The organism is Pseudooceanicola nanhaiensis, from assembly GCF_020171315.1.
GTDB classification, from domain to species: Bacteria; Pseudomonadota; Alphaproteobacteria; order Rhodobacterales; family Rhodobacteraceae; genus Pseudooceanicola; species Pseudooceanicola nanhaiensis_A.
Genome location: NZ_JAIUZP010000001.1, coordinates 611,182 through 625,982, shown reverse-complemented (window position 1 = coordinate 625,982; position 14,801 = coordinate 611,182). Strand labels below are relative to the sequence as shown.

Here is a 14,801-nt window from a genome sequence, read left to right as displayed (position 1 = left end):
CTGCGCGGGGAGGATACCATGACGTCGCCCCCCCATAAGACGCGGCCAAAGCGGTTCCTCCGGCGCCTGATCAACACGCTGGAACATCTGGACACCGCCGAGATGGCGATGCGGCGCGAAGAGGCCCGCAGATCCTTCCTGCTCAAGCTCAGCGATGCCATGCGCCCCCAGTCGGGGGCCGATGCCATCATCGCGCAGGCGACCCGCATGATCGCCGAGGAATTCGCGGTCGCGAACGCGAATTACGCCCTGATCGAGCGGGAGGACGGCAAGGCGCATTTCGTCGCCCGCAACAGCTATGCCGCACCGGGGCGTCAGTCCTTCGACGGGCGCTACCTGCTTTCGGACTTCCCCGGCCTGACCCGCAGCCTGCTGGAGGGCAAGACCCTCGCCGTGGACGACATCTTGCAGGACATCCGGCTGACCCGCGCGGACAAGGCGGCCTATGCGGCGCTGGATATCGGCAGTTTCGTTGTGGCGCCGCTGCTGAAGGACGGCGAACTGATCGCGGTCTTCACGGCCCATGATCCGCGCCCGCGCCGCTGGCAGGACGACGAGATCAGCCTGATGGAAGAGGTGGCCAGCCGCATCTGGTCCGATATCGAACGCGTCTCGGCCGAACTGGCCCTTCGGGTCAGCGAACAGCAATTCCGCGCGCTGGTGACGGCCACGTCGGACGTGGTCTACCGGATGCGGCCCGACTGGCGCGAGATACGCGACCTTCAGGGCACCGCCCTGCCCCCGAATGTCCCGATCTCCAAGACGGCCTGGCTGCAGAACTACATCGCCCCGGCGGATCAGACCGAGCTTAGCGCCGCGATCAAGACCGCCATCGAGGGCCGCGAACCCTTCCAGCTTGAACATCGCATCATGCGCCCGGACGGCACCGAGGGATGGGTCCATTCCCGCGCGGTGCCCCTGATGGATGAAAGCGGCGAAATCACCGACTGGTTCGGCGCCGCCACGGATGTGACCGAACGCAAGGTCGCCGAAGAGGCCGTCCGCGATGCCGAGTTGCGCCTGAGGCTGGCGCAGGACAGCGCGGGCGTGGCGACCTTCGACTGGCTGATCCAGACCAACGAGGGCCGCTGGAGCCCCGAGGCGCTGAACATGCTGGGCCTGCAGGAAGGCGCGCTCGGCGGCAGCTACGAGGACTGGATCGCCATGGTCCACCCCGAGGACCGGGCCGAGGCCGCGCGGCGGCTCGAGGTTGCGCTGGAGATGGGCGAATTCGAGGGCGAATGGCGCGTCATCCGCCCCGACGGCGAGGTCGTCTGGCTGCTGATCCGCGGACAGGTGCAATATGATGAGGCCGACCGCCCCAAGCGCCTGACCGGGGCACAGGTCGATATCACCGAACGGGTGCATTCCGAACAGCGCGCGCGCCTGCTGCAGGATCACATCGACAGCCAGATCGCACTGTTCCACGAATGGCTGCGCGACACGGACATCTGATCGCCCGCACAGCCCCGGTGAAACCGGGCGCCGTTGTCCGCCGTCAATGCGCCAAGCCCCTGAGAGGCTATGCTAAACGGGTTCCCGGCGGAGTTTGCGTGGGGCGCGCTGCATCTCGGCGCTCCGCATCGACCGCTCCCGGGATCCCCAAGTCCCGGAGACGGCACGCGCTCCGGGAACATCGACCCTGCTGGTCCCCACCGGCAGCGCGGTTCCGGCGGTGATACCCATCCCCTGCTGTCGGAGCGTCTCGACCGTCCGCCCTTCGCCTGTCCCGTGGACGAGGGGCGGACACCCGTGTCTCTGCCCCCAGCCAGATCGCGATTGCCTCTCCGGGCCGCCTGAAATATACTATACCCCAGTATAGCACCCGAGGCCCCCGATGCCCCATTCCCCCGAAGCCAAGAAACGTGTCCTGACACGCGTGCGCCGCGTGAAAGGCCAGTGCGAGGCACTTGAGCGCGCGCTGGAATCGGGCGCGGACTGCGGCCCGATCCTGCAACAGATCGCCGCTGTCCGGGGCGCCGTGAACGGGCTGATGGCCGAAGTGCTGGAGACCCACGTCCGCGAAGAGTTCGCATCTGACCCACAACACGGCGGAGATAAGGTCGACGACCTGATCGGCCTTGTGAGAACCTACCTCAAATAATTGCCCCGGCGGCCACGACCGCCAAAGCCAGAAGGAGCCCGCGCATGAAATCCCGTGCCGCTGTCGCATTCGCCCCCGGCGAACCGCTGAAAATCGTCGAGATCGACGTTGCGCCGCCCAAGAAGGGCGAGGTGCTGATCAAGATCACCGACACCGGCGTCTGCCACACCGACGCCTTCACCCTGTCGGGGGACGATCCCGAAGGCATCTTCCCCGCCGTTCTGGGCCACGAGGGCGCAGGCGTCGTCATCGAGGTTGGCGAGGGCGTGACCTCGGTCAAGCCGGGCGACCACGTGATCCCGCTCTACACCGCCGAATGCGGCGAGTGCGAGTTCTGCAAGTCGGGCAAGACCAACCTCTGCATCTCGGTCCGCGCCACGCAGGGCAAGGGCCTGATGCCCGACGGCACCACCCGCTTCTCGTACAATGGCGAGCCGATCTACCACTACATGGGCTGCTCGACCTTCTCGGAATACACCGTCGTGGCCGAGGTCTCGCTGGCCAAGATCAACGAGGAAGCCAACCACGAACACGTCTGCCTGCTGGGCTGCGGCGTGACCACCGGCATCGGCGCCGTGCACAACACCGCCAAGGTGCAGGCGGGTGACTCCGTCGCGGTCTTCGGCCTCGGCGGCATCGGCCTTGCCGTGATCCAGGGTGCGCGTCAGGCCAAGGCCGGCCGGATCATCGCGATCGACACCAACCCCGACAAGTTCGAGCTGGCCAAGGAGTTCGGCGCGACCGACTTCGTGAACCCCAAGGATTATGACAAGCCGATCCAGGAGGTCATCATCGAGATGACCGGCTGGGGCGTCGACCACTCCTTCGAGTGCATCGGCAACGTGAATGTCATGCGGGCGGCGCTGGAATGCGCGCACCGTGGCTGGGGCCAGTCGGTGATCATCGGCGTCGCGGGCGCCGGTCAGGAAATCTCGACCCGTCCGTTCCAGCTGGTCACCGGCCGTCGCTGGCTCGGCACCGCCTTCGGCGGCGTGAAGGGCCGCACCCAGCTGCCCGGCATGGTCGAGGACGCGATGAAGGGCGACATCGACCTCGCGCCCTTCGTGACCCACACGATGCCGCTGGAAGAGATCAACGAAGCCTTCCACCTGATGCACGAAGGCAAGTCGATCCGCTCGGTCATCAAGTATTGATCCCCCCTCGGCCCCCGCGACCACGCGGGGGCCGAAGCCCCTGTGGACCCGCAGCCGTCGAGCGGCTACCCTCGCCCCATGGCGACGGTGCAGGGCCCTGCCCGCCCCCGCCGGATCGGATCGAGACCTGCGCAGGAGGCGACATGAGACACGACCCGAAATTCCCGAACAGACGACTGGTGCTGGCCGCCCTCGGCGCCTTCTGCACCACACGCGTGGAGGCTGGCGTGGACTGGAAAACCGATACCCCTCCTGTCACCGACCGCGAGGTTGAGGCCGTGCTGGCCGCCCTTCGCAAGCTGGAAGCTGCGGCGCGCCAGCAGGGCCTGCCTGCCACCGCCGGTGCGGACAGCTACCTGCGCGACGCGGTGCCGGCCTTCATCGCCGCTCATGGCATCGCCGTGGACCTGCCCGCAGATACGGACCGCATCCTCACCGCCTATGACGCGGTGCGGCTCGGCGTGGTGAACCGTCAGGGCCGGTGGTCCCCCGGGGCAGGCTTCGACGATTGGTCGGACCGCCTGCACATCAACGACGCCCCCGTGATCGCGCCGCATATGGACGCCTTCCAGGCCCTGGCCCGCGTCTTCACCGAAGGCGGGCGCTGACGCCAGCCCGGACCGCTGCTTTGCCTTCGTCGCCGCGCGGCGGCCACGGCCGCGCGACGCCCCGGGACGATCAGAGGAGGAAGACGTCCGCGTCCAGCCCCAGCTTGCTGTCGAGCCCGACAAGGGTGATCGTGTTGCCGCCGCCGAAGTCAAAGACGACATCCGCGCCGCTGTCGTCGGCGAACTGGCTCACCACCTGTGCCGCCGTCAGCCCCCCACCCCAGAGCGCATCGTCGAGGCCCAGATCTTCTCCGGCCACGTAGTCCGTGACCACGTCCGCGCCGATCGCGGCCCCGATGAAGAGGAAACTGTCCTGATCCTCGCCCCCCGTGAGGGTGTCGTTGCCGCCCCCCGCGCGCAAAGTGTCATTGCCCGCCTCGCCGTTGACGCTGTCCGCGCCATAGACCCCGGTCTGGGCGTTGTCGAAGAAGATGTCGTTGCCCGCGCCGAGCCACGCCTGATCGGGGCCATCCCCGCCATAGACGCTGTCATTCCCGGTGCCGCCCAACAGCACATCCGCCTGGCTGCCGCCATAGATCAGGTCGTCGCCATCCTCGCCCAACAGCGTGTCGGCCCCGCCGTTTCCGGCGATCGTGTCGTTCCCGATCCCGCCAAAGACCTTGTCGGCACCATAGGCCGTGGTCTGCGCCGTGTCCGAGAAGCTGTCGTTGCCGTCCTCCAGATAGACCAGATCGCGCCCGTTGCCGCCGTTGACGGCGTCGTTGCCCGCGCCGGCCCAGATCACGTCGTCCTGATCGCCGCCATAGATCAGGTCATCCCCGAGACGCCCGCGGATCAGGTCCGCGCCCGCCCCGCCATAGAAAGCATCGTTGCCGTTGCCCCCGTCGATGGTATCGTTCCCGAGATAGCCATAGACGGTATCGCTGCCCTCGACGCCGCCCTCGATATTGTCGATGAAGAGGTCGTTGCCCTCCAGCAGCCAGACGGTATCCGGCCCGTCCCCGCCGTCCACGGTGTCATCGCCAAGGCCACCATAGATCACATCGGCCTCGTCCCCGCCGCGCAGCGAGTCATCGCCGAGCCCCCCGCGGATCAGATCGGCCCCGAAGCCGCCGCCGAGGTAATCGCCCCCCTCCCCGCCGACCAGCGTATCGTTCCCGGCCTCGCCAAAGACGGTGTCGCCGCCGGTGTCGCCTGCAACGGTATAGAAGAGGTCATCCCCGGCCCCGAGGTAGATGTAATCGCTGCCGCCGCCCTCGACGAGAGTGTCGTTGCCGCCTCCAGCCATGGCGTGGTCGTCATCCGCGCCGGTGTAGATCAGGTCATTGCCGAGCCCGCCGTAGACATAATCCTGACCCACGCCGCCATAGAAGGCGTCATCGCCGGCGCCGCCGACGATCGTGTCATTCCCCGCCTCGCCATAGACGGTGTCGCGGCCGTATTCGCCCTCCTGCGCGTTGTCCTGGAACCGGTCGTTCCCGACCCCCAGCCACGCAAGGTCCCGGCCGTCACCGCCGGTGATCACGTCGTTGCCGTCCCGGCCATAGATCGTGTCGTCCTGCGCATCGCCAAAGAGCTGGTCATTGCCGACGCCGCCATCCAGCACATCGCCGCCACGCCGCCCGTACAGGAAATCGTTTCCCTCCCCGCCCAGCAGGGTATCGCCGCTTGCCCCGCCGGTCGCGACATCGTCCCCGCCCAGCAGGTCCACGTTGTGCGGCGCGTCGTCGAATACGATGAAATCGGCGTCCTCTGTGGCCGTGCCGTTGATCTCGGCCATTTCGAGGATCTGGGTGCGAAGCCCTTCCGGTCGCGTCCCCTCGGCGGAGGAATAGAAGGTCACCGCGACGCGCCCATCCTCCAGAAGCGTGGCGCGCGGGGCGTTCTGGTAGCCGACGAAGCTCGTCCCCAGATGAATGATCCCGGTCAGCCGCGTCCCGTCCGCGGCGAAGCGGCAGGCGAAGATATCGGTACGGTCCTCGTAGTAATCCACGAGCCCGGTAAAGACCGCGAGGAAGCCGCCGTCTTCCAGCGCAAGCACCGCCTGCTGCGCCTCGCCGCCATAGCCGCCGTCGAACTCAGGCGCGATGGCGAATTCGCCCCCCTGCGCGACGCCGTCGGCAGTGTAGTAGCGGGCCATCATCTGGCCGCGGAACGAACTGGTGGCCTCGTCGTAGCCGTCATACCAGCTCACCAGGAAACGCCCGTCGGAGAGTGCCGCCACGATCGGGGCGGTCTGGCTGGCATAGGTGGTCTCGTTCACCTGGAACTCGCCGGTCAGCGGCGTCCCGTCCGAGGCGAAGATCCGGGCAAAGACCCCCTGCGACGTGCTCACCGGATCATCGTCCCCGACCCAGGCCACGACCATGCCGCCCGCTGCCAGCCCCGCCACGACGGGCATCCGCTGGTCCTCGGCCGTCACCTCGTTGGCGCGGAAGCTGGTCAGCTCGCTCTGCCCGTCCGGTGACAGGATCTTCACCCCGATCTCGAGGTCGTCATAGAAGGCCAGCGCCAGCGCCCCGGTATCGGCAAGCTGCGCGATGCTGGGCTGCTGTTCCCAGCTGCTGGTGACGACATAGCCGCTATCGCTCATCTGGAGCACCGTCACGACGGGGTCGCTCAGGGCGGTGCCGCTGGCGTCGTAGGTTCGGGTCATCACGTTGCGGCCGGTGTTGTAGCCGCCGTTGTACTCCTCCGTGGTCCAGGCCACGATGAAGCCGCCATCGGCCGTCGGGGCAATCGTCGGATCCCCCTGGTACAACTCCGCCCCGCCGGGCGTCAGGCGCGGCAGGCTGATCGTGATGGCATCCCCGACCGGTACGCCGGAGGGCGACATGATCTGCGCCAGGATCGTGCCCGCCCCGTCGCTGTCGTGCCAGACCGCCACCCAGTTCCCATTGTCGAGCGTGGCGAGGTTCTGACCGTCCGAGAAGGCCGTGCTGATGGAGGCATCGGTATCGGCGACAATCAATTCGCCCGTCAGGGAACGAACGTAGGAGTTGTACAAAGTCATGGGAAACAAGCCTCTGAAAAGGACCGGGAACTCGGTATATGCCGAAACCCTGCGTCCGCCTCCGGAGGCCAGCATTGACGACTATCAACGGGGCGCGAACTGAGCGCGGGCAGAATGTCGCAGGGGCCCCGCGCCCGGGAGGCGCCAAGGGGCCCGCCCGTACCGGGCCACGGCTACGCAGGAAACCTGCGTTTCAAATCAACCATTTGAGACTTGCGCCGCGCTCGGCCGCTGTCACAGGGGGGCCCCATCGATGCCCTGCCCCGGGTATCGCACGCCTGCTGCTTCCGCACAGCACGGCAGCCGTGTCCTCAGACGTGCTGCCCGCCGTTCACGTCGACGGAGGCGCCGTTGACGTAGGACGCCTGCTCGGAACACAGGAAGAGGACGACACGCGCCACTTCGTCGGGCTTGCCCAGACGGCGCAGGGGGATCACGTCGGTCATCTTCTCGGTCCCGGGCGAGAGGATCTCGGTCTCGATCTCGCCGGGGGTCACCATGTTCACACGCACGCCGCGGGGGCCCAGTTCGCCCGCCGCCTCGCGGGTCAGGGCCTCCAGCGCCGCCTTGGAACAGGCATAGGCCACGCCCGCGAAGGGATGGACGCGCTTGCCCACGATCGAGCCCACGTTGACCACGGAGCCCTTGGCGCGCTCCAGTTCTGGCAGCAGGTCACGCATCAGCGCCGCCGGACCCAGAAGGTTTACGCCCAGCACCTGCGACCAGACCTCGTCGCTGCTGTCCGCCACGCCGAGCCGCGCACCGCCCTCCCCCTTGGGAGAGATGCCGGCATTGTTGACGATGGCATGAAGCCCCTCCGCCCCGAGGCAATCGCGCACCCGCGCCACGAGGTCCGCCCGCGCCGAGGCATCGGCCAGATCGCCCACGAAGTGATCGGTCGAGCCCGCGTGCCAGGGGCAGCGCGCGTCGAAGGCCGTGCGGGAGACCGTCAGAACGCGCCAGCCCGCCGCCTGAAAGACCTTCACGGTGGCATGGCCGATGCCGCGGCTTGCGCCGGTCAGAAGCAGGGTTTTCTGGGTCATCTCTACAGCCTTCCAAAGGCCCGTCATTGGGCTGGCCAAGCTGTAGAAGCCCCCGCGAAGCTCTGCAAGCCCACCGGCCCCGCACCGACCCTGCACGGGCGGGACACCTCCGCCGACCGCGCGCCGCCGCACGGATTTTCGTCAGTGCCCTGTCTGCCCCCTGTCTGCCCCCTGTCTGCGAACCGGGGAGTCGCCGCCACTATCCGCGTGTCTCTCTGGCTCACAGCTGGACGCTTGCAGAGTCCCCGCGACTCTCTCCGCCCGGGGCAGCAACCCTCACGTGACGGCATAAATATTCACGATTCGTGAATAATTATGTTACCCTTAAGGGAGGCGATTTTTAACGATCATACGGAGAGTGAGATGACACCCTGGGAAATTCACGGCTTCGAACTGGCGAACTGCAACTGCGATACGGGCTGCCCCTGCCAGTTCATGTCGCTGCCGACCAAGGGCCACTGCGAGGCCGCGGTCGCCTACCTGATCGACAAGGGCCATTACGGCGACGTCGACCTGTCCGGCACCAAGGTGGCGCAGGTGTTCAAATGGCCCGGCGCGGTCCATCAAGGCAACGGCACCATGCAGACGGTCATCGACGAAAGCGCCACGCCCGAACAGCGCGCCGCGCTCGAAAAGATCGTCACCGGTCAGGACACCGAGGACATGGCCACCTTCTGGTGGGTCTACTCGGCCATGAGCCCGAACAAGCTCGACACGCTCTTCAAGCCGATCGCCATCGACCTCGACTTTGACGGGCGCAGCGGATCAGCCAAGGTCTCCGAGGTCTTCGAGACCCTGTTCGAGCCCCTGACCAACCCGATCACGGGCGTCGAACACCGGGCGCGGATCAACCTGCCCCATGGGTTCGAGTACCGCATCGCCGAGGTAGCCAAGGCGACGACGACCACCACCGGCGCGATCCCGATCACCCAGAACCAGGGCAGCCACGCCCATTTCTGCGAGATTCACATGAACAACGAAGGCGTGCTCGAAGCCGCCTGATCCGCCGCAAGGACGACCGACATGTCTGACGCCCCCCTGATGGAGCGCGTCCTGAGGCACGACCGGCTGATGCTGGTCGTGCTGATCGGCGCGCTGTTCGCCCTTGCCGGGATCTACACCGTCACGGGCGTCGGCATGCGGATGACCGCCCTCCAGATGACCGCGATGCGGGACATGCGCGACATGCCCGGCCCCGTCCCCCCCGGGGCGTGGACGGCGAGCTATGCGCTTCTCGTCTTTCTCATGTGGTGGGTGATGATGATCGCGATGATGCTGCCCAGCGTGGCCCCCACGGTGCTCCTCCACGCGGCACTGCTGCGCCATTCCGCGAGGTCGCGGTCTGATGGGGCGCCGACGGTCCGGGCGGCCTCTGCCGCCTTCCTTGCCGGATATCTCTTCGTCTGGGCCGGGTTCAGCCTCGCCGCCGCGACGCTGCAATGGGTGCTGGAGGCGCGCGGGATCGTCTCCTCCACCATGATGACGCTGATCGACACCCGGGCAGGCGGCCTGCTGCTGATCGCCGCCGGGGTCTTTCAGTTCACGCCCCTGAAGGCCGCCTGCCTCGCCCAATGCCGCGCCCCGGCCCGCTTCCTGTCGGAGCGGCGCCGCCCGGGCCTGTCGGGCGCCTTCGTCATGGGGCTGGATCACGGCGCCTTTTGCCTCGGATGCTGTTGGGTCCTGATGGCGCTGCTCTTCGCGGGCGGCATCATGAACCTCTATTGGATCGTCGGCCTGACCGCCTTTGTCGCGGTGGAGAAACTGGCCCCCTTCGGCGCGCTCTTTGCCCGGGTCGCGGGGGCGGCGCTGGTCGGCTGGGGCCTGTGGATCGTGGCGCAGAGCCTCTGACACCGCGCCAGGCGCACCATGACGCAGAAGGCTGCGCGCAGGCGCACCATTCCCGCCACGGCGGTCCCTTGCGCGACACGCTCCAACATTGGTAGTGAATGTGCCCCGCACAGGCGGCGCCGTCTTTCCTGTCCGTCACGCTGCGGTCGGCCTGCTCCCATGCACGCCCGCTGTGCGTGCGGAGATCGTCCAAGACAGCTGCCAACAGTTTACGTCTAAGCTAGGGTCGGTCCCAGCCCCGAGACCCGCCCGAACAATCAAGGTGGCGCCCCGCCATGGAAAAATCGATCTTTAGCTACATCTGGAAGTACTCGAAGTACGATCAGGTCAAGCTGCTGCTGGTGACGCTGATCGCCTTCCCGGTGATGTACGTGTCGCTGGAACTGCCCAAGCGCATCATCAACGACGCCATCGGCGGCACCGGCGAGGATGTTGTCGTGCTTGGCCTGCGGTTCACGCAGATCGAATTCCTGATGCTGCTGTGCTTTACCTTCCTGATCGCGGTGATCACCAGCGGGCTGATCAAGATGGTGCTGAACACCATGCGGGGCGTGGTGGCAGAGCGTCTTCTGCGGCGGGTGCGCTACCAGATGCTCACCCGGTTGCTGCGCTTCCCGCAGCCCTATTTCCGCCGGACGAGCCAGGGCGAACTGGTGTCGATGATCACCTCAGAGGTGGAACCGATGAGCGGGCTGATGGGGGATTTCCTGTCCCAGCCTGTGTTCCAGGCCGGTCAGATGCTCACCATCCTGACCTTCCTCTTCGCGCAGAGCTTCTGGTTCGGGCTGGCATCCGTGGCCCTGATCCCGGTGCAGGCGCTGCTGATCCCGATGCTGCAACGGCGCATCAACCTGCTGAACAAGGCCCGCATCCAGGAAATCCGCCATTTCGCTACCGACATCGGCGAGGCGGCAGGCGGTGTCGGCGACCTGCGGGTCAACGGCGGCACGCGGCACAAGCTGGCGCAATATTCCCAGCGGCTGGGGGTCCTGTTCCAGATCCGCCTCGAGATCTTCAAGAAGAAGTACTTCATGAAGTTTCTCAACAACCTGCTGAACCAGCTGACGCCCTTCTTCTTCTACTCGGTCGGCGGTTACCTCGCCATTCAGGGCGAGATCACGGTGGGCGCCCTCGTCGCCGCACTCGCGGCCTACAAGGACATTGCCTCCCCGTGGAAGGAACTCCTCACCTACTACAACCAGACGCAGGACATGGCCGTCCGCTGGGAGGTGCTGACCGAGCGGTTCCAGACCAGCCCGCTGGTCCATGAGGGCCTGTTCGAAGGACGCGCCGCGCGCATCCCGCGCCTGAACGGCGACATCGAGCTGCGCAATGTCACCGTCATCGACGAGGACGGCCGCCCGGTGCTGGAGGATATCAGCTGCGTCATCCCGGGCGGGGCCCGTATCGCGATCAAGAGCAACTCCGACAACGCGGCCATCGCCTTTGCCGAACTGCTGGCCCGGGAGGTGACGCCCTACAGCGGGCGAGTGCTGATCGACGGCATGGACCTGAACGAACTGCATCAGGACGTGATCGCCACGCGGATCGGCTATGCCAACTCCAACCCGCATTTCTTCCAGGGCACGCTGCGGGAAAACATGCTCATGCCGTTCCGCAACGGCACGCCCCGGGTCAAGGACCTGTCGCCCGAACAGCGCAAGTGGCAGATCGAGGCCACCCGCAGCGGCAACAGCATCGAACCGCCCGAACTTGATTGGGTCGATCCCCATATCGGCGGGTTCGAGACCCTCGACGCGGTGCATGACTGGTGGTTCCAGCTGGTGCAGGCGATGGACCTCGACGACATGCTGGTCCGCCGCGCGCTCCTGCGCCGGATCGACCCTGCGCAGATGCCTGCTCTGGCCGAGGCGCTGGTGCGCCTGCGCCCCGAGATCGCCGCGCGGATCCGGGCCCGTGGCCTCGACGACGTGGTGCACCGGTTCGACCCCGAGCTGTTCAACCCGGTCGCGCCGCTGGCCAGCAACCTGCTCTATGCGCTGCCGCGCCAGATGCTCTCGCAGCTCTCCCTGTCGCGGAGCGCGAACTTCCTGCGCGTGCTGCGGGATCAGGGCATCATGGACGACCTTGCCGAGATCTCGGCCAACGTGCTCCTTGAACTGCGCGCGACCTTCGGGGTGGATGCAACGGAACACCCGCTATTCCGCCGCCTGAACCTCGACACGGACCTCTACCTGCGGCTGACCGATATCGCGGCCCGCTGGAAGGCCGAAGGCACCGAGGCCCTGCCCTCGGAGGATTTCGCCCTGATGCTGACCGTGCCCTTCGCCTTCTCGGCCGAGGACATGGGCTCCGGCTTCGACGACACCCTGCGCCAGAAGATCCTCGACATCCGCAAGCGCGACGCCGAAAGCATGGTCGCCCAGATGGACGGGCTCTTCGTGCCGATCTCGCCCGACCGCTACTTCCCGGTCATGAGCCTGCTGGGCAACGCGATCTTCGGGCGGGTCTCCAAGACCGCCGGCGCGCGCGAGACAGAAGTGCTCGACGTGGTGATCGAGGTGCTGAAGGAACACCACCTGCGCCGCAGCGTCGCCCAGGCGATCCTCGACGTGGAAGTCAGCGCGGGCGGCGAAAGCCTCAGGGCGGTGAACCGCGAGCGCGTGGCCTTCACCCGGGCCGGGATCAAGAAGCCCGATATCCTGATCCTGCGCAACGTGCTGGCCAGCCATTCCCGGGACGAACGCGAGAAGAGCCGCAACCGGATCAGCGAACTGCTGCCGCAATCGACCAAGATCTTCATCGAGCGCAAGTTCTACCGCCCCGAGCAATACGACCTCTTCCTCGAGATCGTCGACGGGCGCATCGACGGGCAGCTGGTCGAGGAGGCGCCGACCGATCCGCGCGAACGCGAAAGCCTCGAACGCAAGCTGCGCATCCTGTCCAAGACCGCCCTCTTCGGAGAGCTGGAGCTGAAACAGCGCAAGCTGCTCGCCTTCAGCTCGGTCTGGTTCAAGGTCAAGGCCGGTCAGCGCATCTTCCACGCCGGACAGGAGGCGGACGCTGCTTATCTCTGCCTCGCGGGCCGCGCCGCCGTCTACTGGCCGGGCGACCACGGCAAGGCCCAGCCGATCACCGATGTGGAACCGGGCCGCCTGATCGGCGATCTGAACATCATCCTCGGCATGAAACGCACGATGGACTTCTACGCCGAGGAGGATTCGATCTTCCTGCGGATCGGGGCAGAGGAATTCATGTCGGTGATCGAGAACGACACCAAGGTCGCCACGGACATGCTGCGCAAGGTGTCGCGCAACCTCGTCAGCGCCTCGGCCCATGGGCGCGCCGTGCATGAATTCGCCGTGGCCCACGGGGTGGACTACTCGGAATTCGACAGCCCGGTCTGATCATCGACCGGGCAGCGCGGGTAGCAGCCAAAGTGCCCCAGCCGGGCCGCGCGTTTCGTACGCGGCCCGGCTGACGTCTCAGAGCGCACGCACGATGGCTTCCAGCACCTTCTGGGTGCGGTCCCCGGCAACCCACCGCAGAACCGCCACGACATCATGCTCCGGGTCGATCCAGATATGGTTGCCCCCCGCCCCCTGCGCGGCAAAGGCGCTGGAGGGCAGCGCGGGATTGGCCGCGGGCCCCTTGTTGAGCCACCACAGGAACCCGTAGTTCGGCAGCGTGGCCGAGGGCGTCACCGCCTGCGCCATCCAGCCTTCGGGCAGCAGGCGCTGCCCGTCGTGCACGCCGTCGCGCAGGATCAGCTGGCCAAAGCGCGCATGGTCGGCAGCCGAGATGACGAGCCCCCCACCCCAATGCCCGCCGCCCGGCACCGATTGCATCTGGCGGCCGTCGATCTCGACCCAGGAGGTTTCATAGCCATCCCACCGCCAGTCCTGCGAGGCGCCGATCGGGTCCATGATCCGCTCGCGCAGCACCTCGGGCAGGGGCCGGCGGAAGAGCGACATCAGCGCGAAGGACAGGGCATTCACGCGCACGTCGTTGTATTCGTAGAACGTGCCGGGGGTGCGCATCTCGCGCTTCTCACCCTTGCGGCTGTTGTCCGCGCCCAGGCCGATCTCGCGGTAGTGGTCCACCTGATCGGCCTTGCCGAACAGTTCGCCGCTCCACTCGCTGTTCATGTTCAGGAAGTGGCGCCAGGTGATCTGACCATTGTGCGGCCCCTCGAAGACCGGCTCCGGCACCCGCGCGCAGACGGGTTCATCCAGATCGGGCAGCAGCCCGTCGCCATGGGCCAGCCCGGCAAGCGTCGCGAGATAGCTCTTGGCGATCGAGAAGGTCATGTCCGGGCGCTCGACATCGCCCCAGCGGCCGATTTCCGTGCCGCCGCGCAGGATCAGACCGGCGGTGCCGCCCCGCGGTGTCACCGGGCCGACGATGTCGGTCCAGGGGCCGCTTTCGTTCCATTCGACGTTCCCGACATAGCTGCCGTCGTCATAGTACATCGTCCGCGGCCAGGGGGACTCGCTTGCCTCCGCAAGGGCGATGGCCTCGGCCATGCGGTCTGGATCGAAACCAAGGGTCATTCTGTCTTCCTTTGTGCAGCCTCACGCCGCATCGGCTTGTCCCCTGAACCCGCCAACCGCAAGGGGCAAGGCGGCCACCGCCGCCCTGCCCGCAATTCTTCCTGACTTTTCAGCCCCTTTCGACCGATATTTCGGCTGTTGCCCTACACGGGGCGGGGGCGGCCACCCCGCCCGCGCGCATCGCCGCCGATCCCCTCTCGGGCGGTCCCGCGCCTCCTCCGGAAGGTATTGGCGTCGGCCCGTGTGCAGGCGTCGAGCGGCTTATCTCCACAAGCGTCGATGACATAGCTGGAAGCCCTCTCGGCGGCACGGTGGAAGGTGTCGGGGCGATCTCGTGCGCAGCGAAAAGGCGATGCGGGGCGAGGTGTAGTGGCACTTCAACTCGGTCGGGATGCGACGGCTGAAGTAGAAGATCCCGGATTTCACGAAGGTGAACGAGGGGCAAATGGTCTCCGACATGGTCTACGGCTCCAAGCAGCTGCGAGAAGCTGAAGCAAAACCAATAACTTACCGAAGATGATGGTGCAGGGGCGGCTTCGCAATGACCCAGCAAGAT

The 14,801-nt window shown here is 66.6% G+C and carries 11 protein-coding genes; 7 read left to right on the top strand and 4 right to left on the bottom strand.

The genetic code is table 11. The annotated features are described in order from the left end of the window. Window positions 1-18: 18 nt before the first annotated feature. From LCM32_RS02920 to LCM32_RS02905, 4 genes are all read left to right on the top strand, one after another. Window positions 19-1,455: a PAS domain-containing protein gene (locus tag LCM32_RS02920; RefSeq protein WP_224819550.1), complete on the top strand. Its 1,437-nt coding sequence runs from the start codon at window positions 19-21 to the stop codon at window positions 1,453-1,455. Between the two features lie 382 nt (window positions 1,456-1,837). Further along, window positions 1,838-2,104, top strand: coding sequence for a formaldehyde-responsive transcriptional repressor FrmR (gene frmR / locus LCM32_RS02915; protein WP_224819549.1), 267 nt, complete (start codon window positions 1,838-1,840; stop codon window positions 2,102-2,104). Between the two features lie 44 nt (window positions 2,105-2,148). Then, complete coding sequence (locus tag LCM32_RS02910; RefSeq protein WP_224819548.1) at window positions 2,149-3,258, top strand: S-(hydroxymethyl)glutathione dehydrogenase/class III alcohol dehydrogenase; 1,110 nt, start codon at window positions 2,149-2,151, stop codon at window positions 3,256-3,258. 143 nt (window positions 3,259-3,401) lie between these two features. After that, on the top strand, window positions 3,402-3,866 hold the full coding sequence (locus LCM32_RS02905) for a hypothetical protein (protein ID WP_224819547.1): 465 nt from the start codon (window positions 3,402-3,404) through the stop codon (window positions 3,864-3,866). Between the two features lie 70 nt (window positions 3,867-3,936). Here LCM32_RS02905 and LCM32_RS02900 read toward each other — a convergent pair whose 3' ends face one another. Further along, the gene (locus LCM32_RS02900; RefSeq protein WP_224819546.1) at window positions 3,937-6,840 is read right to left on the bottom strand and encodes a calcium-binding protein; all 2,904 of its coding nucleotides are present in this window, start codon (window positions 6,838-6,840) and stop codon (window positions 3,937-3,939) included. Between the two features lie 311 nt (window positions 6,841-7,151). Then, entirely contained in the window at window positions 7,152-7,883 is a 732-nt protein-coding gene (locus LCM32_RS02895) for an SDR family NAD(P)-dependent oxidoreductase (RefSeq protein ID WP_224819545.1), read from the bottom strand. A 363-nt stretch (window positions 7,884-8,246) separates the two neighbouring features. Here LCM32_RS02895 and LCM32_RS02890 point away from each other — a divergent pair, with 363 nt between their 5' ends. From LCM32_RS02890 to LCM32_RS02880, 3 genes are all read left to right on the top strand, one after another. Next, on the top strand, window positions 8,247-8,885 hold the full coding sequence (locus tag LCM32_RS02890; protein WP_224819544.1) for a DUF1326 domain-containing protein: 639 nt from the start codon (window positions 8,247-8,249) through the stop codon (window positions 8,883-8,885). A gap of 21 nt (window positions 8,886-8,906) precedes the next feature. Beyond that, window positions 8,907-9,731, top strand: coding sequence for a DUF2182 domain-containing protein (locus LCM32_RS02885; RefSeq protein WP_224819543.1), 825 nt, complete (start codon window positions 8,907-8,909; stop codon window positions 9,729-9,731). Window positions 9,732-10,006: 275 nt separating this feature from the next. Further along, on the top strand, window positions 10,007-13,099 hold the full coding sequence (locus LCM32_RS02880) for an ABC transporter transmembrane domain-containing protein (protein WP_224819542.1): 3,093 nt from the start codon (window positions 10,007-10,009) through the stop codon (window positions 13,097-13,099). A 78-nt stretch (window positions 13,100-13,177) separates the two neighbouring features. Here the strand turns inward: LCM32_RS02880 and LCM32_RS02875 are convergent, their stop codons facing one another. After that, window positions 13,178-14,245: a serine hydrolase domain-containing protein gene (locus LCM32_RS02875; protein WP_224819541.1), complete on the bottom strand. Its 1,068-nt coding sequence runs from the start codon at window positions 14,243-14,245 to the stop codon at window positions 13,178-13,180. A gap of 261 nt (window positions 14,246-14,506) precedes the next feature. Continuing rightward, window positions 14,507-14,704, bottom strand: a complete 198-nt coding sequence (locus LCM32_RS22075) for a DUF6538 domain-containing protein (RefSeq protein ID WP_318246167.1) — start codon at window positions 14,702-14,704, stop codon at window positions 14,507-14,509. Between the last annotated feature and the right edge of the window lie 97 nt (window positions 14,705-14,801).